Origin of the sequence: Delftia sp. DLF01, from assembly GCF_014852125.1 — a bacterium.
GTDB lineage: Bacteria > Pseudomonadota > Gammaproteobacteria > Burkholderiales > Burkholderiaceae_C > Comamonas > Comamonas acidovorans.
The window spans coordinates 284,161-305,775 of sequence record NZ_JACVAZ010000002.1 but is presented as its reverse complement, the minus strand read 5'-3'; the positions used below and the strand labels follow the sequence as shown (position 1 = coordinate 305,775).

At 68.4% G+C, this 21,615-nt stretch carries 19 protein-coding genes and 1 tRNA gene; 13 read left to right on the top strand and 7 right to left on the bottom strand.

Features of this window, described 5'->3' with window-relative positions:
• Nucleotides 1–102 precede the first annotated feature (102 nt).
• The 5 genes from IB269_RS09780 (at nucleotide 103) to IB269_RS09760 (ending at nucleotide 4,543) form a co-directional block, all read left to right on the top strand.
• Nucleotides 103–309, top strand: a complete 207-nt coding sequence (locus IB269_RS09780; protein ID WP_034390877.1) for a DUF3311 domain-containing protein — start codon at nucleotides 103–105, stop codon at nucleotides 307–309.
• A gap of 13 nt (nucleotides 310–322) precedes the next feature.
• Nucleotides 323–1,705, top strand: coding sequence for a sodium:solute symporter family protein (locus tag IB269_RS09775; protein WP_013803838.1), 1,383 nt, complete (start codon nucleotides 323–325; stop codon nucleotides 1,703–1,705).
• A 13-nt stretch (nucleotides 1,706–1,718) separates the two neighbouring features.
• Nucleotides 1,719–3,383 (top strand): amidohydrolase, encoded by a 1,665-nt coding sequence (locus tag IB269_RS09770; RefSeq protein ID WP_192367061.1) that lies wholly within the window; start codon nucleotides 1,719–1,721, stop codon nucleotides 3,381–3,383.
• Complete coding sequence (locus IB269_RS09765; protein ID WP_192367060.1) at nucleotides 3,380–4,390, top strand: CobW family GTP-binding protein; 1,011 nt, start codon at nucleotides 3,380–3,382, stop codon at nucleotides 4,388–4,390. Before IB269_RS09770 ends, IB269_RS09765 begins: the two co-directional genes overlap by 4 nt.
• A gap of 76 nt (nucleotides 4,391–4,466) precedes the next feature.
• Nucleotides 4,467–4,543: transfer RNA gene (locus IB269_RS09760), tRNA-Gln, on the top strand.
• A gap of 46 nt (nucleotides 4,544–4,589) precedes the next feature.
• Here IB269_RS09760 and IB269_RS09755 read toward each other — a convergent pair.
• Nucleotides 4,590–5,576, bottom strand: a complete 987-nt coding sequence (locus IB269_RS09755; protein ID WP_192367059.1) for an NAD-dependent epimerase/dehydratase family protein — start codon at nucleotides 5,574–5,576, stop codon at nucleotides 4,590–4,592.
• A 101-nt stretch (nucleotides 5,577–5,677) separates the two neighbouring features.
• Here IB269_RS09755 and IB269_RS09750 point away from each other — a divergent pair, with 101 nt between their 5' ends.
• Nucleotides 5,678–6,571, top strand: coding sequence for a LysR family transcriptional regulator (locus IB269_RS09750; protein WP_013803834.1), 894 nt, complete (start codon nucleotides 5,678–5,680; stop codon nucleotides 6,569–6,571).
• Between the two features lie 19 nt (nucleotides 6,572–6,590).
• On the opposite strand, the gene IB269_RS09745 is transcribed toward IB269_RS09750, so the two are convergent.
• The 4 genes from IB269_RS09745 to xsc form a co-directional block, all read right to left on the bottom strand.
• A complete protein-coding gene (locus IB269_RS09745; protein ID WP_012203914.1) occupies nucleotides 6,591–6,800 on the bottom strand; it encodes a hypothetical protein in 210 nt (69 codons plus the stop codon).
• 242 nt (nucleotides 6,801–7,042) lie between these two features.
• Nucleotides 7,043–8,089 (bottom strand): YeiH family protein, encoded by a 1,047-nt coding sequence (locus IB269_RS09740; protein WP_013803832.1) that lies wholly within the window; start codon nucleotides 8,087–8,089, stop codon nucleotides 7,043–7,045.
• The gene (locus IB269_RS09735) at nucleotides 8,086–9,060 is read right to left on the bottom strand and encodes a bifunctional enoyl-CoA hydratase/phosphate acetyltransferase (protein WP_034390940.1); all 975 of its coding nucleotides are present in this window, start codon (nucleotides 9,058–9,060) and stop codon (nucleotides 8,086–8,088) included. Before IB269_RS09735 ends, IB269_RS09740 begins: the two co-directional genes overlap by 4 nt.
• Nucleotides 9,061–9,283: 223 nt before the next feature.
• Nucleotides 9,284–11,095 carry a sulfoacetaldehyde acetyltransferase gene (gene xsc, locus IB269_RS09730; RefSeq protein ID WP_034390943.1) on the bottom strand — a complete coding sequence of 604 codons (1,812 nt, stop codon included), beginning with the start codon at nucleotides 11,093–11,095 and terminating at the stop codon, nucleotides 9,284–9,286.
• A 131-nt stretch (nucleotides 11,096–11,226) separates the two neighbouring features.
• Between xsc and IB269_RS09725 the strand changes: the two genes are divergently transcribed.
• From IB269_RS09725 to IB269_RS09715, 3 genes are read left to right on the top strand one after another with little or no spacing between them, the layout of a single operon-like run.
• Nucleotides 11,227–12,054 carry an IclR family transcriptional regulator gene (locus IB269_RS09725; protein WP_192367058.1) on the top strand — a complete coding sequence of 276 codons (828 nt, stop codon included), beginning with the start codon at nucleotides 11,227–11,229 and terminating at the stop codon, nucleotides 12,052–12,054.
• Nucleotides 12,047–13,024, top strand: coding sequence for an AAA family ATPase (locus IB269_RS09720; RefSeq protein WP_013803829.1), 978 nt, complete (start codon nucleotides 12,047–12,049; stop codon nucleotides 13,022–13,024). Before IB269_RS09725 ends, IB269_RS09720 begins: the two co-directional genes overlap by 8 nt.
• Complete coding sequence (locus IB269_RS09715; RefSeq protein ID WP_192367057.1) at nucleotides 13,014–14,705, top strand: cobaltochelatase CobT-related protein; 1,692 nt, start codon at nucleotides 13,014–13,016, stop codon at nucleotides 14,703–14,705. The genes IB269_RS09720 and IB269_RS09715 overlap by 11 nt, the downstream gene beginning before the upstream one ends.
• A 58-nt stretch (nucleotides 14,706–14,763) precedes the next feature.
• Here the strand turns inward: IB269_RS09715 and IB269_RS09710 are convergent, their stop codons facing one another.
• Nucleotides 14,764–15,528, bottom strand: coding sequence for an alpha/beta fold hydrolase (locus tag IB269_RS09710; RefSeq protein WP_071954566.1), 765 nt, complete (start codon nucleotides 15,526–15,528; stop codon nucleotides 14,764–14,766).
• 103 nt (nucleotides 15,529–15,631) lie between these two features.
• Between IB269_RS09710 and IB269_RS09705 the strand changes: the two genes are divergently transcribed.
• From IB269_RS09705 to IB269_RS09690, 4 genes are all read left to right on the top strand, one after another.
• Entirely contained in the window at nucleotides 15,632–16,000 is a 369-nt protein-coding gene (locus tag IB269_RS09705; protein ID WP_012203922.1) for a DUF2946 family protein, read from the top strand.
• Between the two features lie 124 nt (nucleotides 16,001–16,124).
• Nucleotides 16,125–16,790, top strand: coding sequence for an SCO family protein (locus IB269_RS09700; RefSeq protein ID WP_192367056.1), 666 nt, complete (start codon nucleotides 16,125–16,127; stop codon nucleotides 16,788–16,790).
• Entirely contained in the window at nucleotides 16,787–18,829 is a 2,043-nt protein-coding gene (locus tag IB269_RS09695; RefSeq protein WP_192367055.1) for a TonB-dependent receptor family protein, read from the top strand. The genes IB269_RS09700 and IB269_RS09695 overlap by 4 nt, the downstream gene beginning before the upstream one ends.
• 139 nt (nucleotides 18,830–18,968) lie before the next feature.
• Nucleotides 18,969–20,807 carry a diguanylate cyclase domain-containing protein gene (locus tag IB269_RS09690; RefSeq protein ID WP_192367054.1) on the top strand — a complete coding sequence of 613 codons (1,839 nt, stop codon included), beginning with the start codon at nucleotides 18,969–18,971 and terminating at the stop codon, nucleotides 20,805–20,807.
• Between the two features lie 181 nt (nucleotides 20,808–20,988).
• Here IB269_RS09690 and IB269_RS29035 read toward each other — a convergent pair whose 3' ends face one another.
• The gene (locus IB269_RS29035; RefSeq protein ID WP_225614074.1) at nucleotides 20,989–21,585 is read right to left on the bottom strand and encodes a hypothetical protein; all 597 of its coding nucleotides are present in this window, start codon (nucleotides 21,583–21,585) and stop codon (nucleotides 20,989–20,991) included.
• Nucleotides 21,586–21,615 lie beyond the last annotated feature (30 nt).

Genomic DNA, 21,615 nt, shown 5'->3' with positions numbered 1-21,615 from the left:
TTATAGGTAGGCACTTCCTAAGATCGCATCCATGGACATTGAAACGTCCTATAGAGCGGCCACAACCGCCAACTCTTTCATCGGAGCAAAAGGAGACAAACCATGCTCAAGCTGTTCATCGGCATAGGCATCCCGTACATCGCGGTGATCGGCCTGCTTCCCTGGGTCGCGTCCGTCGATCGCTTCGTGTTCGGCGTGCCCTTCATCTACCTGTGGATCTTCATGTGGTTCGTGCTGACGTCGCTGTGCATGCTCGTGTGCTGGCTGATGTTCGACCGCCACGAAGCCGACGACGTGCAGTCGGCCTGAAGGGAGCACTGCCATGACCACCGCAGTCTTTCTGGGCTTCATCGCACTGTCCCTGTACCTGGCCATCCGCTCGCGCACGGGCAAGGGTGCGCAAAGCGTGCATGACTTCTTCGTCGCCTCGCGCCAGTTCGGCGCCTACCTGGTGTTCTTCCTCGCCGCCGGCGAGATCTACAGCATCGGCACCATGGTCGGCTTTCCGGGCGGCATCTACGCCAAGGGGCCGACCTATGGCGTCTGGTTCCTGGGCTACATCCTGCTGGCCTATCCGCTGGGCTACTTCCTCGGCCCCATGATCTGGAAGGCCGGCCTGCGCCACAACGCCATCACGCTGCCGGACCTTTTCAAGGGCCACTTCGGCAGCCGCGCGCTGGAGCTGATCGTGGCCGGCTCGGCCATCCTGTTCCTGCTGCCCTGGGGCCAGCTGCAGTTCACGGGGCTGGTGGCGGCGCTCAAGGGGCTGGGCTGGAACTTCCAGCCGCTGCACCTGCTGCTGATCTCGGCGGGCCTGGCCTTCACCTACATCGCCATCTCGGGCGTGCGTGCCTCGGCCTACATCGCCATCCTCAAGGACATCCTCATGGTGGTGGCCATCATCGCCACGGGCGTGGCCGTGGGCTGGCATGCCGGGGTGGGCGATGTGTTCGCCGCCGCCAGTGCCAAGGTCAGCAACCACATGACCGATACGCAGCTGCGCTTTTCCATGAGCACCATGCTGTTCCAGGCGCTGGGCTTTTACATGATGCCGTTCGCCGTGCAGAACTTCTTCACGGCCAAGAGTTCGCACACCATCCGCCGCACGCAGATCGCCATGCCGCTGTACATGCTGATGTACCCGTTCCTGGTGCTGGCCTCGTACTACGCCATCAGCCAGAACCTGGAACTGGCATCGCCCAACGAGGCTTTCTTCGCCGCTGCCGTTCGCCTGCTGCCCGACTGGCTGCTGGGCCTGGTCGCCGCAGGCGCCGCGCTGTCGGGCCTGCTGGTGCTGGCGGGCATCTGCCTGGCCATCGGCCCCATCGTGGCGCGCAACCTGCTGCCCGGCCTGCCCGAGGCCAAGCAAAAGCAGGGCGCCAAGGTGGTGATCGTCATCTACCTGCTGCTGTCCATCGTGATGACGCTGCTCACCCCCAACCTGATGCTGACCCTGATCAACACCACCTACTACGGCGTGACGCAGTTCTTCCCGGGAATGATGGCCATCCTGTTTGGCTGGCGCATCCGGCCCCTGGCCATCGCCCTGGGCATCGTCTGCGGGCAGGCGCTGGCCATCGTGCTGTACCTGCAGCAACCGGACTTCGGCGGCATCAACCTGGGCTTCATCAGCCTGGCGCTGAACCTGCTGGTCACGGCCATCGTCCACTGCCTGCCGCGTGCGGCACACGTCAAGACCGCCTGAGGGAAACATCCCCATGAACCACGAAACCAGCGAGCGCGTGCGCATCTTCGCGGCGCGCACCATCCTCACCATGAACCCGGCCCAGCCACAGGCCACCCATGTGGCCGTGCGGGGCAGCACGGTGCTGGCGGTGGGCGGGGAGGCCGACATGGCCGCCTGGCCCGATGCCGAACGCATCGACCACCTGCGCGGCAAGGTGCTCATGCCCGGCCTGATCGAGGCCCACAGCCACCTGATGGAAGGCGCCATGTGGGATGCGGTCTACCTGGGCTACTTTGACCGCCGCGATCCCGACGGGCGGCTGTGGCCCGGCCTGCGCACGCTGGACGCCGTGCTGGCGCGCCTGGCCGAGGCCGAGTGTGCCCTGCCCGACGCGCAGGCCACGCTGCTGGCCTGGGGGTTCGATCCCATCCTCTTTGGCAGCAGCCGGCTGTCGGTGCGCGAGCTGGACCGTGTCTCCCCCACGCGGCCCATCGTCATCCTGCACGCCAGCGTGCACCTGATGAATGTGAACTCGGCCATGCTGGCGCTGGCCGGCATCGACGAGGACACCGACATCGACGGCATCCACAAGGACGCCGAGGGCCAGCCCACGGGCGAACTCCAGGAGTTCGCCGCCATGTATCCGGTGCAGAAGGTGATCGGCAGCGCGCTGTCGCTGGCCGCTGCCGAGCAGCGCGAGGCCATCTGGAAGTTCGGCCGCGTGGCCCAGCTCGCGGGCGTGACCACGGCCACCGACCTGGTCAGCGATCTCTCGCCCCAGGGCCTGGCCGCGCTGCGCGAAGTGACGGGCGACGCGGCCTATCCGCTGCGCATCGTCCCGGCCTTCGCGCCGCAGCGAAACCCGGAAGGCGGCGCCGCGCGCGTGCACGCCGCTGCCGCATCGTCGGCCAGCGACAAGCTGCAGTTCGGCCCCGTCAAGTTCATCGTGGATGGCTCCATCCAGGGCTTCACCGCGCGCCTGCGCGCTCCCGGCTACGCGGGCGGGCAGCCCAACGGCCTGTGGCTGATTCCGCCGTCGCAGCTGCCCGCGCTGTTCGAGCCCTTCCACCTGGCCGGGCTGCAACTGCACATCCACACCAACGGAGACGAGGCCACCGAGGTGGTGCTGGATGTGATCGAGGACCTGCTGGCCAGGCACCCGCGCGCCGACCATCGCCACACCCTGCAGCACTGCCAGTTGGCCAGCAGCGCCCAGCTGCAGCGCGCCGCGCGTCTGGGAATGTGCGTCAACTTCTTCTCCAACCACCTCTATTACTGGGGCGATGCGCACGCCGGGCAGACCGTGGGCATCGAGTGGGCGTCACGCATGAATGCGGCGGGCACGGCACGGCGCCTGGGCATGGACTTTTCCATGCACTCCGATGCGCCCATCACCCCCATCAACCCCTTGTTCACCGCCTGGTGCGCCGTGCAGCGCGAAACCGCGTCAGGCCGCGTGCTGGGCGAGGCCGAGCGCCTGTCGGTGGACGATGCCTTGCACGCCATCACCATGGGCGCAGCCCGTACCCTCAAGCTGGAGCAGCGCGTGGGCAGCATCGAGCCCGGCAAGCTGGCGGACTTCGCCGTGCTGGAAGACGATCCCCGCGCGGTGGCGCCCGCCGCCCTCAAGGACGTGAAGGTCTGGGGCACCGTGCTGGGCGGGCGCATCTTCCCCGCGCCTGGGTCCCTGCCATGAGCACGCCGGCCGCCGCGGCGCAGCGGGCGCCCATTCCCATGGTCGTCGTGGGCGGCTACCTGGGCGCGGGCAAGACCACCTTGCTCAACCGGCTGCTGGAGCGCGCCGATGGCCTGCGCGTGGCCGTGCTGGTCAACGACTTCGGCGAGATCAACATCGACGCCGCCCTGATCCGCACACGCAGCAGCGACGTGCTGCAGCTGGAAAACGGCTGCATCTGCTGCTCCATCGGCGGGCGGCTGGCCGAGGCCCTGTCCGCCGTGGGCGCGAGGCCCGACCGCCCGGACCTGCTGGTCATCGAGGCCAGCGGCGTCTCCGACCCCGTGCGCATCGCCCAGGTCGGCATGCTCGACCCCGCGCTGCAGCTCAACGCCATCCTGGTGGCGGTGGATGTCCAGGACGTCGATGAGCAACTGTGCGACCCGCTGGTCGGCGACATGGTCCGCCGCCAGATCGCCGGCGCGACGGCGCTGGTGCTGACCAAGGCCGACCTGGCCAGCGCGCCGATGATCGGCAAGGCAAGGCAGCGCCTGGCCGAGATCGCCCCGCACACCATGGTGCTGACCGCACAGTGCGGCGAGATTCCCTTGGCCGTCTTCCTGGACGCTGTGCCCCTGCCACGCCAACCGCAGCACCCGCAGCGCCTGCTGGGTGCGCTTGCGGGTGAAGGTGGCGCCTGGAAGAGGGCCGTGGATGGCTCGGCAGGTCTCGCCGGGATGGCAGGAATCACCAGTTTCTCGTACACCACGCACCGGCAATTCGACAAGCAGCGCCTCAGGCAGGCACTGCGCGCCCTGCCGGTGCCGCTGCTGCGGGCCAAGGGCATCGTGCGGCTGCGGGGGCAGCAGCCTTTGCAGGAAATCCATGTGGTGGGAGGCCGGCTGCGCGTGGCGGATCTGGGCGCGGCACAGGTTGCCGGGTCCGCCTTTGTCTTCATTGGCTGCTTCACGGCGGCGGGGCAGCAGGCGATTCGTGGCCAGCTGGATGCCGCGTTGGCGCCGGAATGATTGAAGAACGTTTTGAACCAAATTTTCTGAATTTTGGATTTCGGCCCAAAAAAACGTATTAGAATTTACGTCTTCTAGGGGAGTCGCCAAGTTGGTAAAGGCACCGGATTTTGATTCCGGCATGCGAGGGTTCGAGTCCTTCCTCCCCTGCCAGATAGACAAAAGCCCTGACAGTTCTGCTGTCAGGGCTTTTTTGTTTTCAGGCCGTGGCCTGCTGCGGGCTGGAGTTCACAGCTGAGCCCGCGCCCGCCCTGGCGGCATCCAGCGTGGCGCGTATGCCCTGGGTGTAGGGAGTCTTGGCAATGGGGCCCAGCAGGGCATGCAGGGCCGAGTCATCCATGATCAGCGGATCGGTCAGCAGGTAGTGCATCTCGGCCAGTTCGCGCATCAAGGGGCTGAACAGGCCGGCCAGGCGCAGCGCGGTCTTGCCTGCAACGCGCAGTTTCAACGGCCTGCCGCTCAGGCGTTCGATCTCCGAGACGATGTCGCGCTGCGTGGTCGTCCCCGCGCCAGCCAGGTGCCAGACCCTGCCGAATGCCTGCGGCGTGTCGATGAGGCGCGCCACGACGGGGCCCACATCAGGCACATAGACAAACTCGTGCGGCCGGTCCAGCGGGCCGATCATGTCGGCCCGGCCGCCGTGGGCCGCCGCCTCGAAGGCGCCGTGCAGCAGGCTGTTGTGCACTCCGGGGCCGTAGAAGTCGGGCAGGCGCAGCACGGTGGCCTCGATGCGGCCCTGTGCATGGGCTTGCAGCAGCAGGTCCTCCTGGGCTTTGCGCATGCGGCCCTTGAAGGTATGGGGCTCGCGCGGATGGTCTTCCGCCACGGGCAGGGTGCGGGCCTTTCCGTAGGGATAGACGGTGCCGATCAGCACGATGCGGCGCACGCCCGCGGCAATGGCGCCTTCCAGCGTCTTGCGCATCAACTCGGGATGCAATTGAAACTGCCAGTAGTTCACGCCCACCAGGTAGATCAGCGTGTCCACGCCGTGGGCGGCAGCCTCGATGGAGCCGGCGACATCCGGGTTCCAGGTGGCGATCTCGGCCAGGGGATCGGCGCCGAAGGTCTGGCGCAGGCTGGCTGCGTTGCGGCCGACCACGCGATAGGCGCGGCCCTGTTGTCTGAGCGCGGCGGCCAGGCTCTGGCCGATGGCGCCTGCGGCGCCGAAAAGTGCAATGGATGGCATGGTGCGGGTCCTGTGTTGACCACGCCAGTGTCCGCAACACGCCGCAAAAGGAAAATTGCCTAGAATCTTCTGGTGTCCATGCATAAATGAATGGATCAGTGATGTCGGAACCCCATTGGGAGTGGTATCGCAGCTTTTTGCAGGTGCTGGAGTCCGGGTCGCTGTCAGCGGCGGGCCGGGCCATGGGCCTGGCGCAGCCAACCGTGGGCCGGCACATCGACGGGCTGGAGTCGGCGCTGGGCCTGCAACTGTTCACCCGTTCGTCCGATGGCTTCGCGCCCACCGAGGCGGCCTATGAATTGCAGCCCTATGCGGCCAGCATGGCCGCGACGGCTGCCGCGCTGCGACGCGTGGCGGCCAGCCATGGCGCGGGCGTGCGCGGCACGGTACGCCTGACGGCCAGCGAGGTCGTGGGCGTGGAGCTGCTGCCGCCCGTGCTGGCGCAATTGCGCGCGGCCCATCCTGAACTGCGCATCGAACTGGTGCTGTCCAACGCGGTGGATGACCTGCTGCGCCGCGAGGCCGATGTGGCCGTGCGCATGTTCCGGCCGCAGCAGGAGGCGCTGGTGGCCCGCCATATCGGCGCCATCGAACTGGGGCTGCATGCCCATGAGAGCTATCTGGCCAGGCATGGGGTGCCGGCTTCGCTGCAGGAGCTGGCCGGGCACTCGCTGATCGGCTTCGACCATGAGAACGCCTTCATCCGCAGGTTTCAGCAGCAGTTTCCGATGTTCACGCGCGAGGCCATGGCGCTGAGCTCGGACAGCGACCTGGCACAGCTCGGCGCCATCCGCGCTGGCTTTGGCATCGGCATCTGCCAGTCGGCGCTGGCGGCCAGGGACCCGGGCCTGGTGCGGGTGCTGCCGCAGGCATTCTCATGGAAGCTCGATACCTGGGTGGCCATGCATGAGGACCTGCGCAAGAGCGAGCGCTGCGCCGTGGTCTTCAAGGCGGTCGCGCAGGCGCTGACGGCCTATGCCAGCAGCGGTGCCTGACGACCCGGGCGCCCGTGTTTCATTGGGCGTGCAGCAGGCAGCAGCGCGCGAGATGGCGCAGCATGGACTTCCTGCGCTGGGATGCAACAAACGCCTGGCAGTTGTGGGCGATGTAGCCCGCCATGACCCCCGTCAGGCCGGCGACGGCCCACAGCGGGATGGGCACCAGGGAGTCCAGCAGCACGGCGCAGCCGGCCAGCAGCAGCAGGCACGGAAGCAGCCGCAGCAAGGCAGCTTGCAGGGGTTGTTGCCTGCGCAGGAGGGCGAGGACCTGGATGGCAGTGCGTCTGCGGAATCTGCCGGCTTGCTTGCGAAGAACGTTCACGGCTCGTGTCGGGCGTTGACGTGGGTCAAAAAATTGTGTGCAAATGTATCACCTCAATGCGCGAACATCAAATGCGCCGGTTCCATGAGAAATGAGAAGGGCCCGCGCATGGCGGGCCCTGGAAAACTGCCGTATTGCGCCTGGGTTCACCGCATCTCGAACTCGATGGCGATCAGCACGAAGGCCGCCATCCACAGCGTCTCCACCACCAGCAGTGCAAAAGGCCGCCAGCCGGCCTGGGCCAGTTGCTGGAACGAGGTCTTCAGGCCCAGGGCCGCAATGGCCAGCACCAGGCAGTTGCGCGACAGGTCGCTCAACTGGTGCTGCAGGCCCGGCGGCACCCAGCCCAGAGAGTTGATGGCCACCAGCGCGACGAACACCCACAGGAACCAGGGCACCAGGCCCGGCTTCTTGCCGTGGTGCTGTTCGGCCGCAGCCTCGCGCTGGCGCTTGAACAGGGCCGAGACCATGACCACCACCACGGCCAGCATGGACACGCGGAACAGCTTGACGATGGTGGCGTAGTCGCCCGTGGCCTGGTCGATGGTGTAGCCCGCGCCCACCACCTGGGCCACATCGTGGATGGTGCCGCCGATGAACAGGCCCGCCAGCTCGGGCGGCAGATGCAGGGCGCGCGCCACCAGCGGGTACAGCACCATGGCGGCCGTGGACAGCACCGTGACCGTGACCACCACGGTCAGCGTGAAGCGGTCGCTGTCCTTGTCGCGCGGCAGCACCGAGGAGATGGCCAGCGCCGCCGAGGCGCCACAGATGGCCACCGCGCCGCCCGACAGCACGCCCTGCGGCCGCGTCAGGCCCAGGCGCCGGCCCAGCAGCGTGCCGCACAGCAGCGTGGTGACCACGGCGGCGATGACGATCAGCGCCGTGGTCCAGCCCAGGCCCGCGATCTGCGTGGCCGTGATGCGCGCACCCAGCAGGCCCACGCCCAGGCGCAGCACGCCGCGTGCGCAGAACTCGATGCCCGGCTTGGCGCGCGCGTCCTGGCTCAGGAAGTGGAAGGCCACGCCGAAGAACAGCGCGAACAGCAGTTGCGGCCCGCCATGCAGCGTGGAGACGAAGGTGGCTGCCAGCGCAATCACGCCCGACAGGCCTGTGCCTGGCAGGAGCTTCAGCCATTGCAGCATGCGCGGCACGGGCGGCTGCGCTGCCAACGGGGCTTGAACCTGGCTCATGGCTGCTCCTTGCCGCCCGCCGCATCGGCCAGAACCGCCAGCGCGCAGGACGCGATGCGGCTGGCCACCGAGTCCGAACGGCTGGTCAGCACGATGGGCACGCGCATGCCCAGCACCAGGCCCGCGCACTCGGCATCGGCCATGTAGACCAGTTGCTTGTAGATCATGTTGCCGGCCTCCAGGCTGGGCACCAGCAGCACATCGGGCTGGCCGGCCACATCGGAGACGATGCCCTTGTGATGCGCCGAGCGCAGCGAGATGGCGTTGTCGTAAGCCAGCGGCCCGTCGAGGATGGCGCCGCTGATCTGCCCCCGGTCGGCCATCTTGCACAGCGCGGCCGCGTCGATGGTGCCGGGAATGGCGGGGTTGACCGTCTCCACCGCCGAGAGCACGGCCACGCGCGGCCGGGCAATGCCGATGGCACGGGCCAGGTCGATGGCGTTCTGCGCAATGTCGCGCTTGTCCATCAGCGTGGGGAAGATGTTGACCACGCAGTCGGTCATCAGCAGTGGGCGCTCGAAGCCCGGCAGGTCCATCACGAACACATGGCTGGCGCGGCGGCTGCCGCGCAGGCCGGCCTCGCGCGCCACGGCAGCGCCCAGCAGCTCGTCGCTGTGCAGGCTGCCCTTCATCAGCGCGCGGGCCTGGCCGCTGCCGCACAGCGCCGCCGCCTGGGCCGCCGCCGCGCGCGGATCGTCGGCGGTGGAATGGATGGACGCGCCCGCCAGGTCCAGCCCGGCCGACTGGGCCGCCGCCCGGATGCGTGCCTCGGGGCCCACCAGCAGCGGCGTGATCAGGCCCGCCTGCGCGGCCTGCATGGCGGCCTGCAGCGAGCCCGCATCGCAGGGATAGGCCACGGCCACCGGAATGGGGCCTTGCGCCTTGGCTTGGTCGAGCAAGTGCTGGAGATGGGGGCGGTGCGTGGCGGGCGCATCGTCGGCGGCCACGGCGAGTGAAAGTGGGGGGACCATGAAAGCTCCTGCGGGAAAGTACAGGGCCCGGCGCGAGCAACGCAGGGAATCTGGGAATCGGCTTTCGAGGGCCTTGCGCTTCACCCAGGCGCATGAAACCGGCGCGGCCCATCCCAGGGACACCGAGGAAGGGCCGCCCCGCACCGAGGGTGTCGTCCCCCTCCCCCGCGCAGCGGGTAGAGAGGGGGAAGGCGCGCAGCGCCTCAGGGGGTGTCAGACAGCTTCAGACAAAATCTTTGTACTTTTCGAGGAAGCGCACGGGCTTGGCCAGCGCATCGCGGCGGAACGGGTCGCCCAGTTCGCGCGTGCACATCACCTCGATCACGCAGGTCTTGCCGTGGTTCATCTGCAGGTCGATGGCCTTTTGCAGCGCCGGGCCCACGTCCTCGATCTGGTCGACCACGATGCTCTCGGCGCCCATGGCGCTGGCAATGGCTGCGAAGCTCTCGCTTTCCAGCTCGCCGGCCACGAAGCGGCGGTTGTAGAAGTCCACCTGGTTCTTCTTTTCCGCGCCCCACTGGCGGTTGTGGAAGACCACGGCCGTGACGGGAATGTCATGGCGCACGGCGGTCATGATCTCCACCATGCTCATGCCCCAGGCGCCGTCGCCGGCGTAGGCGATGGCCGGACGGTCGGGCGCCGCGCACTTGGCACCGATGATGGTGGGCAGGGCATAGCCGCAGTTGCCGAAGCTCATGGGCGCGAAGAAGCTGCGCGGCTCGTCGAAGCGCAGGTAGCTGTTGGCCACGGAATTGATGTTGCCGATGTCGGTGGAGACCATCACGCGCGGCGGCATGGCCTTTTCCAGCTCGCGCAGCACCTGGCGCGGGTGCAGGTACTTGCCGCCCGTGGGCGTGCGCTCGCCCTTGGCCTCTTCGATCATGTCCAGGCTGTAGGGGTCGCGCTCATGCGTCCACTCGTCCAGCTCCTTCTCCCAGGCGGCCTTCTCGGTGGCGATGGTGTCGGCGCGCGCGGCCTTGGTGGCGTCGCAGGCCAGGGTCTGGCCCTGCAGGCGGCGGCCCAGCTCGCGCGCCACGGCCTTGGCGTCGCCGTGGATGCCCACCGAGATCTTCTTGACCAGGCCCAGGTTGGTGTGGTCGGCCTCGACCTGGATGATCTTGGCGTTCTTGGGCCAGTAGTCCATGCCGTGCTGGGGCAGGGTGCCGAAGGGGCCCATGCGCGAGCCCAGCGCGATCACCACGTCGGCCTGGGCGATGAGCTTCATCGCGGCCTTGGAGCCCTGGTAGCCCAGCGGGCCGGCCCACAGCGGGTGCTTGGCGGGGAAGGCGTCATTGCGCAGGTAGCCCGTGACCACGGGTGCGCCCAGGCGCTCGGCCAGCTGCCTGCACTCCTCGACCGCATCGCCCATGACCACGCCGCCGCCGGCCAGGATCACGGGGAACTTGGCCGTGGCCAGCAGTTCCGTGGCGGCCTGCAGGCTGTTTTCACCGCCCGAGCCGCGCTCCACGCGCATGGGCTTGGGGATTTCGCACTGCACTTCGCCGTAGAAATAGTCGCGCGGAATGTTCAGCTGGGTGGGGCCCATCTCGGAGATGGCGCGGTCAAAGCAGCGGGCCGTGAACTCGGCCATGCGCTTGGGGTTGCAGACATGGCCCTGGTACTTGGTGAACTCCTGGAACATGGGCAGCTGGTTGGCTTCCTGGAAGCCTCCCAGGCCCATGCCCATGGTGCCGGTCTCGGGCGTGATCATGACCACGGGGCTGTGGGCCCAGTAGGCGGCGGCGATGGCGGTCACGCAGTTGCTGATGCCGGGGCCGTTCTGGCCGATCACCACGCCGTGGCGGCCCGAGACGCGCGCATAGCCGTCGGCCATGTGGGCGGCGCCCTGCTCGTGCACCACGGGGATCAGGCGGATGCCGGCGGGCGCGAAGATGTCCATGGCATCCATGAAGGCCGAGCCCATGATGCCGAACATCTCCGTGACGCCGTTGGCCACGCAGGTCTCCACAAAGGCTTCGGAAGGGGTCATCTTCTGGACGCCTTCGACCACCGTACGATTGTTGGCTGCAGTCATGTTGTCTCCTTGAAAATGGAACTTAATGTTCCGAAAAAAGAAATTACGGCGCAAGTCTAGGACTGACTTCGCCTGGATGTCAAACAAATTTCTTTTTTCGGAACAAATTGACTCGAAAAATTGAAAAACATATGATGACCAACACCATGAACACCCGTGACCCCATCCCTGCCCGTATCGATGGCGACACGCCCAACCTGCGGCTGTTCGCCCTGCTGGAGGCCATTGCCCAGAAGAACGAGCCCTTCACGCTGCAGACCATGGTCGAGGAGACAGGCCTGCCCAAGCCCACCATGCACCGCATGCTTCAGCAGCTCGAAGGCGCGGGCATCCTGCAGCGCGAGGGCAATGGCCGGCACTACGGCACGGGCCGGCGCCTGATGCGGCTGGCCGAGAGCGTGCTGCTCAACAACACCACGCATGGCGCACGCCATGCGGTGCTGGCCCAGCTGGTGCGCGACATCGGCGAGAGCTGCAACATCACCGCCTTCTCGGGCAGCGAGGTGCTCTACCTGGACCGCGTGGAAACGCCCGCGCCGCTGCGCTTTTATCTGCACCCGGGCTCGCGCGTGCCGGCCCATTGCTCGGCCACGGGCAAGCTGTTCCTGAGCCAGATGGCGCCCGCGCAGCGCAGGCGGCTGCTGTCGGCCGTGCCGCTGGAAGGCTTCACGGCCAACACGCTGACGGCCTTTGACGCGCTGGACGCCGAGCTGGAACAGGTGCGCGCCCAGGGCCATGCCTTCGACAACGAGGAATTCCTGCCCGGCCTGCTGTGCCTGGGCGTGCTCGTGCCCTCCATCCAGGGCGGCCCCTCGAACATGGGGCTGGCCGTGCAGGCGCCCATCATGCGTTTCACGCGCGAGCGGGCGCTGTCCTTTCTTCCCCAACTGCGCGCGGCGGCCGAGGCGATTGCGCGCATCAACGACGAAGTCCCCCCGGGAGCCCCTGACGATGACTGAGCTGACCCTGATGCATCCCACGCGCACACTTGGCGTGCGCGAGACCTTCGGCCTGGACACCGACATGCAGGTGCCGGCCTTTGCCGAGCGCAGCGAGCATGTGCCTGCCGTGGACCCGGCCTACCGCTTCAACCCGCAGGCCACGCTGGCCATCCTGGCCGGCTTTGCGCACAACCGGCGCGTGGTCATCCAGGGGCTGCACGGCACGGGCAAGTCCACCCACATCGAGCAGGTGGCGGCGCGGCTGAACTGGCCCTGCGTGCGCGTCAACCTCGACGGCCACATCAGCCGGCTGGACCTGGTGGGCAAGGATGCCATCGTGCTGCAGGAGGGCCGCCAGGTCACGCAGTTCCAGGAAGGCATCCTGCCCTGGGCGCTGCAGCGGCCCGTGGCCCTGGTCTTCGATGAGTACGACGCGGGCCGGCCCGACGTGATGTTCGTCATCCAGCGCGTGCTCGAACGCGAGGGCAGCTTCACCCTGCTGGACCAAAAGCGCGTGCTCCAGCCGCATGCGCAGTTCCGCCTCTTCGCCACCATGAACACCCTGGGCCAGGGCAACCTCAGCGGCCTGTACCACGGCACGCAGATGCTCAACCACGCCCAGCTGGACCGCTGGAACCTGGTCACCAGCCTGGACTACCTGGCACCGGCCGAGGAAGCAGCCATCGTGCTGGCGCGCGTGCCGCAGTTGGCCACGCCGCAGGGGCGCGAGCAGGTGGCCGCCATGGTGGCGCTGGCCGCGCTCACGCGCAAGGGCTTTGCCGTGGGCGACCTGTCGCTGCTGATGTCGCCGCGCACCGTCATCACCTGGGCCGAGAACGCGCAGATCTTCCACGACCTGCGGCTGGCCTTCGAGCTGTCCTTCCTCAACAAGTGCGAGCCGGCCGAGCGGGCCATCGTGGCCGAGTATTTCCAGCGCTGCTTCGGCCAGGAACTGGCGCTGCGCGACGAGCCCGCCCATGCCTGCTGAGGCATCCCCCTCGCTGGCGCGCATGGAGGCCTGGGGCGGCGCGCTGCTGCGCGCCATGGCGGGCGATGCCTCGCTGCAATGGAGCGGGCAGACGCTGTACCGGGGCACGGCGCCCGTGGTGCTGGCAGCGGCCCACCAATCCGATGTGCCCGCTCAACTGGCCGACCAGCGCGGCCTGCTCGACGGCGCCAGCCTGCGCCTGCGCCTGAGCGATGCCGCGCTGCACGCGCGCCACCTGCCCGGCGACCCGGTGGAGCGGCTGGTGTTCGAACTGCTGGAGCAGTTGCGCGTGGAAAGCCTGGCGCCTGAAGAATGGCCCGGCGCACGCGCCAACCTGCATGCGCGCTTTGTGCACTGGAGCCAGGCCTTTGCCGATTCGGGCCTGACCGAAAGCAGCCTGGGCATCCTGCTGTTCACCGTGGCGCTGACCGCCTGGAGCCGCCTGAGCGGACATGAGCCGCCCGATGCCCTGGCCGACCTGGCCGAGGCCACGCGCGCCGGCCTGTCCGCGCAACTGGGCGCGCAGTGGGCCCTGCTGCGCCGCCACCGGCAGGACCAGCAGGCCTTCATTGCGCCGGCCCTGGCCATCAGCCGCTGGGTGGGCCAGGCCGTGCGGTCAGCCCAGGAAGAGGCGCCGCGCGGCGCTGGCGGGCCGCGCCGGCGCGGCAGCTTCGCGCTGCCGCTGCACTTTGAATCGCAAAGCCTGGATGCGCCGCCCGTGGCGCTCAGCGGCGACAGCCGCGCCTGGGCCGGCTCGGCCCACAGCTACCGCGTGTTCACGCGCGCCTATGACCGCGAGGCGCAGGCGGCCGAGCTGATCCGCGCAGCGCAACTGGCCGAGTTCCGCGAACAGATGGATGAGGAACTGGCGCGCAGCGGATTGCACGCGGGCCGGCTGGCCCGCCACCTGCAGCAGCGCCTGGCCGTGCCGCGCCACGACGGCTGGCAGTTCGGCCTGGAGGATGGACACCTGGATGCAAGCCGGCTGGCGCAACTGGTCAGCGATCCGCAGCAGCGCGCCATCTTCAGGAACGAGCTGCCGCGCCCCGTCAGCGATGCGGCCGTGGCCCTCCTGCTGGACTGCTCGGGCTCGATGAAGGCGCATGCGCGCCCGCTGTCCCTGTTGGTGGACCTGCTGGGTCGCGCGCTGTCCATGGCCGGCGTGCCGGTGGACGTGCTGGGCTTTTCCACCCAGGCCTGGAACGGCGGCCGCGCCCGCCGCGACTGGCAGCGCGCGGGCCAGCCCCACATCCCGGGGCGGCTCAACGAGCGGCTGCACATCGTCTTCAAGGATGCCGCCAAACCCTGGCGCCACGCCCGCCACGGCATTGCCGCGCTGCGCAGGCCCGACCTGTTCCGCGAGGGCGTGGACGGCGAGGCCGTGGAATGGGCCTGCGAGCGGCTGCTGGCGCGGCCCGCGCAGCGCCGCATCCTGCTCGTCATCTCGGACGGCTGCCCCATGGACACGGCCACGCACCAGGCCAACGACGAGCACTACCTGGACCAGCACCTGCGCCAGGTCATCGCCCGGCACGAGCGCGCGGGCGACGTGCAGATCCGCGCGCTGGGCGTGGGGCTGGACCTGGGCGTGTTCTACCGGCGCAGGCTGGCGGCGGACCTGCGCGAGCAGATCGATGAAGCCCTGCTGATGGACGTGGCGGAGTTGATCTGCCGGCCGTGATGCCCCCCGCGATAGCGACTTCGCTCAGTCCCCATCCCGCCCGGGTGGGACTGCAGATCTAGCGGACCTGCGCGACAAAGTCGCTCACCAACCGCGCAAACTCCACGGGCATTTCCACGGCACTCAAATGCGCGGCGGGCAGCGACACCAGCTGCGCGCCCGGAATCTGCGCCTGCATGTCCTCGGACAGGGCAGGCGGCGTGGCCTCATCGCGACTGCCCGCAATGAGCAGCGCGGGGCAGGCGATGCGCCGATTGCTCTCGCGAAAATCGATGCCGCCCACGGCCGCACAGGCGGCCGCATAGGGCTTGGCCGCCAAAGCCTCCAGCCCTGCGCGCAAGGTGGCCACGCGGGCCGCCTGCCCGGTGCGGAACTCGGGGGTGAACCAGCGCTGCATGGCGCCGTCGGCAATCACCGCCACGCCCTGGTCGTGCACGGTGGCAATGCGCGCCTGCCAGCCCGCGCGCGCGGCCTCGTCGTAGTAGCTGGCCGAATTGGCGATGGTGATGCTGCGCACCAGCGCCGGATGGCGCACGGCCAGGGCCTGGGCCGTCATGCCGCCCATGGACAGGCCCACGAAGTGCACCGGCCCCTGGCCCAGCGCCTCGATCACGCCGGCTGCGTCGTCTGCCAGGTCGTTCATGTCGAAAGCCTCGCCGATGGCGGGCGAGCGGCCGTGGCCCCGGTGGTCGTAGCGCACCACGGTGAAGCGGTCTTCCAGCGCCTGGGCAACGCCGTCCCACATCTGGAGGTCACAACCGAGCGCGTGGCTCAGAACGAGGGCCGGGCCTTGGCCCTGCTGCACAACATGGAGTTTCGACATGGCGGTCACTGCTTGGGGAAAAGGCGATTATGGGATGGCCCATGCGGGCGGGCGGCTACGGATACCACGCATATCCGGCATCTCAGCCCCATAATCCCCAGCCATGCACGCCCTGCGCAACTCCGTCTCGTTGGCCCGCCTGGTCATGGCGTGGTTCGCGTTGACGCTGGGCCTGGCCATTGCATCGCCCCTGGTGCACCCGCAGGCCATGGAGCTGGTCTGCACGGCTGGCGGCAGCGTCAAGCTGGTCGTGGTCAACGGTGAAGAAGGGCAGGCGGTGTCTGCCCAGCATTCGCTGGACTGCCCGCTGTGCCTGGCAGTGACGCCGCCGCCCGCGCATGTCTCCCCCTCCTGGGCACAACCGCAGCCGCTGGGCCGCGCGCTGCAGCCCATCGTCTCTGCCCGCATTGCCTCCCTGGTCGGCGCGCCGCTGCCGCCGCGCGGGCCTCCCTTGCTGCTGCTGATCGCCTGAGCCCTCGGCTGCTGTGCAGCGCTGTCCCGCGCTGTCTGGCCGCTGGCCTGTCTCAGAACATTGCCGCACCGGCCGGGCGCAGCCTTGGCGGTGCGGCTTCGCCAAGATTCCACGCAGGGAAGCCATGTTCCGTTCCGATTGCCATGCGGCGCCGCAGCGCGCCGCCGATTTTTCTTCGACCCTCCCATCCGTTGCTTGCGTTGCCCTGTCTCGCCGTGCCTGCCTTGGCGGCGGCCTGGCCGCACTGGCGCTGCTGGCCGGCTGCAAGCCCGCCACCGTGCCGTTCAAGGGCATCGACCTGACCGGCGCGCAGTACGGCAGGGACTTCCGCCTGCGCGATGCCGATGGGCGCGAGCGCACGCTGGCCGACTTCAAGGGCCAGGCCCTGATGGTCTTTTTCGGCTTCACCCAATGCCCCGATGTCTGCCCCACGGCGCTGACGCGCGCGCTGGAAATACGCGAGCTTCTGGGCGCCGATGGTGCCCGCCTGGCCGTGGCCTTCATCACCATCGATCCCGAGCGCGATACGGCCCAGGTGCTCAAGGCCTATGTGGGCGCCTTCGACCCCGGCTTTGTCGCGCTGCGCGGCGACGAGACGCAGACGGCCGAGGTTGCCAGGGAATTCAAGGTCTTCTACAAGAAGGTGCCCACGGGTGCGTCCTACACCATGGACCACTCGGCCATCACCTATGTCTTCGATCCCGAGGGCCGGCTGCGCGTGGCGTTCCGCCATGAGCAGGACGCGCAGGACTGCGCGGCCGATCTGCGGCAGATCCTGGGGGCTGCATGAAGAGCTTTGCACTTTCTCTGGCCGGCGCCGCAGGCCTTTGCGCGGCATCCTCCGCCCTGGCCCAGGCAGAACCTGTTCTTGCGGATGTGGAGGTGCGCGCCCGCGGCGCCGCCGCCACGGCCGAGGCCCGCGCCGCGCAGGCCGTGCAGGCTGCGCGCGATGAGCTGTCGCAGCGCGCAGGCGGCACGGCCGTCATCGATGCAGCCAGCTACGCGGCCGGGCGTGCCAGCACCGCCGCCGATGCACTGGCCTACGCGCCGGGCGTGCTCGCACAGACGCGCCACGGCCCCGAGACGCGGCTGTCCATCCGGGGCTCGGGCGTGCAGCGCGGCTACCTGATGCGCGGCATACAGCTGTACCAGGACGGCATACCGCTGAACCAGGCCGATGGCGCGGCGGACTTCCAGTCCATCGACCCCATGGCGGCCCAGCATGTCGAGGTCTGGCGTGGCGCCAATGCGCTGGAGTACGGCGCCAGCAGCCTGGGCGGCGCGATCAACTTTGTCTCGCCGACCGGGTTGACGGCGCCTGCCGCATCGCTGCGGCTGCAGGCCGGATCGTTCGGCCAGCGGCAGGCCCAGGCCCAGCTGGCGGGCCGTGGCGAGCGGGTGGATGGCCTTCTGAACTTCAGCCGCAGCGAGCAGGACGGCTGGCGCGAACAGTCGGCCTGGCGCACGCAGCGCCTGTCCGGCAATGTGGGCCTGCAGCTCACCGATACGCTGGAGCTGCGCGCCTTCCTGTCCCATGTGGATGCCGACATGCAAATGCCCGGCAGCCTCACGCGCGCGGCCATGCTGGCCAATCCGCGCCAGGCCGCGCCCGGCTATGTGGCGCAGGACGCCGGCAACAACTACCGCCAGACGCGCGGCGCCCTGCGCATGGACTGGCAGCCGCGCGAAGGCCTGCGCTGGACCACTTCGCTGTTCGCGGCGCAGCGCGACCGTTTCCACCCCATGACCATGGGCATCGTCCAGCAGGACATGCGCGACACGGGCCTGGACTCGCGCCTGGTGGCCGAGCTGGGGCGGGGCGGTGGCCTCACGCGCAGGCTGGTGCTGGGCTTTTCCAGCGCGCAGCTCGATGGCGATGAATGGCGCTACACCAATGCGGGCGGCGCGGCCGGCACGTCCACGGGGCGCACGCGCGTGAAGGCGCAGCAGGACGTGGTCTATGGCGAATACAGCCATGGCCTGAGCACCCGCTGGACGCTGCAGGCCGGCCTGCAGTTCGTGCGCGCCCAGCGCCGCCAGGACAATCTGCTGGTGCCCGCCTCCAGCTACGACGTGGATTTCAGCCACACCTCGCCCAAGCTGGGCCTGCTGTTCGCGGCCACGCCCACGTCGCAGTGGTACGCCAACATCAGCGGCAGCTTCGAGGCACCGCCCATTGGCGAGCTGGTCTACCAGCCTTCGCTGCCGCTGGGGCGCGCGCAAAGCGCAACCACGGTGGAGGCCGGCTGGCGCGGCCACGGCGAGGCCCTGGCCTGGGACGCCGCCATCTACCACTCGCGCGTGCGCCGCGAACTGCTGGCGCTGACCGACGCCAGCGGCGCGGCCCTGGGCACCACCAATGCCGACCGCACCATCCACCAGGGGCTGGAGCTGTCCATGCAGGCACGGCTTGCGCCGCGCTGGTCGCTGCGCACCCAGTACCTCTACAGCGACCTGCGCTTTGACAACGACGCCGTCTACGGCCGCCGCCGCCTGGCCGGCATTCCACCGCACCTGCTGCGGGCCGAGCTGCAGTGGAAGGCCACGCAGCAGGTCACGGTCGCGCCTGGCCTGGAGTGGCTGCCCTCGCGCACCTGGGTGGACCATGCCAACACCGTGGCCTCCGATGGCTATGCGCTGCTCAACCTGCGCTTGAGCGGGGCGCTGGGCGATGGCTGGAGCTGGTTCGTCGAAGGCCGCAACCTGACCGACCGGCGCTATGCCGCGACCACGGCCGTACAGGCCAATGTGCGCGGCGTGGACGGTGCCTATTACTTTCCCGGAGATGGCCGGGCCGTGTACGCGGGCCTGAGCTGGCGCATGCCCTGAGGGGGCCGGGCGCAGCGCCGAAAGGCGCCGCCGCCATGGCGTGCGACCTGGCATGGAGTGCTCTTGCCTTGTGCTAAAAATGGGCCGGTCCATCCACCCCGATGCCCATCCAGCAAGTAGGAAAGGGACACCCGGCGCCATGAAGAGGCTTCTTTCCGACAAGGTGCTCCTGCGCCTGGTGCTCGGCAACCTGCTGGTGGCCGGCCTGCTGGGCCTGGCCACCTGGTTGAGCCTGCGCGCCAACCACCAGGCCGACCTGGACCTGGGCGTGGCCGTCACCCGGAACCAGGCCCGCAGCCTGAGCCTGGAGCTGAACGCCGAGATGCGGCTGGTGGACAACGCCCTGGCCACCGTCGCGGGCCGCTACCGCAGCCGGAGTCTGGAAGGCGCGGACGTGGCGGCGCTGGCCCTCTATGAAATCCTGCAGGAGCAGCGCGCTCTCGTTCCCTTCGTCACGGCGCTGCGCGTCACCGACGCCAATGGCCAGGTCCTGCAGAGTGCGAACGAGGAGGAGCCGTCATTTTCCGTGGCCGAGCGAGGCTACTTCGACCGGGCGCGCAACACCGACCGCATGGTGGTCTCCGACCCACTGGTCAGCCACTCCTTCAAGAAATGGGCCATCGTGCTGGCGCGGCGGCTGCAATCCGGCGATGGGGATTTCCAGGGCATCGTCTACGCGGTCGTCGCGGCCGAGCATTTCCAGTCGCTGTTCCGCCGCCAGGCCTTCGGGCCCGACAGCGCCATTGCGCTGCGTTCGGACAAGGATCTGCTGGTGGCCCGCTACGCGGCCGGCGATCCCCAGCCCATGGCCGGCATCGGCGGCTCGGAAGTCTCGGGCGAGTACCACCGGGCCCTGGCCGATGACCGGGAGCTTGGCTGGTACATCACGCCCACGCTGCTCGATGGCGTGGAGCGCATCACGGCCTACCAGCGCCTGACCGGCTACCCGCTGACCGTCTTCACCGGCCTGGGCACGGAAAGCTACCTGGCGGGGTGGCGTGCATCGGCCTGGCGTGCCTGGGCGCTCACGGGCCTGAGCATCGCGCTGATCGCGCTGGGCTCGGTCAGCCTCTATCTGCTGCAGCAGCGCGAACGCGTGGCACGCATCCGGCTCGCCGAGCTGCTGCGCCAGCAGGAACTGTTCATGGACAACGACCTCATCGGCATCGCCCGCCTGCGCGAGCGCCGGCTGCTGTGGACCAACCAGGCCCTGCAGCGCATGCTCAAGCGCCCGGCCGGCGAGCTGCTGGACCACTCGGCGCGCATCCTCTACCCGGACGAGGAGACCTACGAGCGCTCCGGCGAACTGGCCTATGGCGCACTGCGCTCCAGCGGCAAATGCCACGCCCAGATGCAGCTGCAGACCAGCGATGGCAGCCTGCTCTGGGTCGATGTCAGCGGCGCGGGCCTGGCCGATGGCGAATCGATATGGGTCTTCGTGGACATCGACGCCCTCAAGCGCGGCGAGCAGGCGGCCCAGCACCAGGCATTGCACGACGTGCTGACCGGCCTGGCCAACCGCCGCGCGCTGCAGGCGCGGCTGCAGCGCGCGCTGGCCCAGGCCAGCGGCCCCGGCCAGCTGGCCGTCTGCTTCATGGACCTGGACGGCTTCAAGCAAGTCAACGACACCGAAGGCCACGACGCCGGCGATGAAGTGCTGCGCATCATCGCCCGCCGCCTCACCACCCAGGCCCGCGAAACCGACTGCGTCGCCCGCCTGGGCGGAGACGAGTTCGTGCTGCTGCTGGACGAACTGGCCTCGGCCGACGACGCCCGGCAGATCATGCAGCGCTGCCTGGCCGCCATCCGCCAGCCCATCCGCCTGCACAGCGGCGCCACCGTGCAGGTCGGCGCCAGCATGGGCATTGCCCTCAATGCCTCCCGGGAAGATGCCACCCAGCTCCTGCAGCGCGCCGACGAGGCCATGTACGCGGCCAAGCGCGCGGGCAAGGGGAGGATAGTGGTGGCGGGCGGGTAGGGACTTGGGGGCTATGCCGCCGCTGTGATTGCGGCAGTTGTCCGGGCGGAGGGGGCCGTGGGCTCAACAAGGCAAGGCCTTGAATGCCGAACCAAAAGTCACCGCCGGGGCGGTCACCAAAGGCCGGGCGGCAGACCCGGCCTTTTCTCTTCTTGCATTCGTTTTTCAGCGCTCGGCCTTTTCAATCCATATCCGGATCCTCGTCGCAGCCCGAGCCATTGACGGAGCACATGGAACCTATCTTGATTTTCCGCATGGGCTGCTTGGCCAGCCTTTCACAGCGCGACATTTGCTCGGCATACATATCGTCCATGTGCGTGCCGTCAATCATGATCACCCCATTGCGAATGATGGGCTTCGCCTGACCATCGGCAAGGGCGAAGGCCATTTTCCTGAGAAGAAAACCGGCATGGTGGCAAGGGCCCAGGGCCATGGCAATCCTGGCCATTTCAGGATCAGGAACGCGATTTTTGGCCTGCATCAGGCTGTCCATCTTTTCCATGAAAGCCCCGTCGTTCTGCGCGATCTGCCCCACCAGCTTGGTCATGCCCGCCTGATTGCGCTTTTTCACAAGATCCGCGATCTGGTCCTCCAGGCGTCTTGCCGCAGCGGCATCACCGAATGCAGTCAGAGAGGCAGATAGTGCATCGTTCTCGGCCGCCGATACTCCGTTCGGCACACACAGTACAGCGCTCGCAGCCAGCAAGGCGGCCATGATCCGGCGAGTCCGGATTGCGCCTTGCGGCCGCAGGCGTCCTCCCAATGCAATGGTGTTCATGTTCTTTGAAGATGGATTGAAATGAAAAAT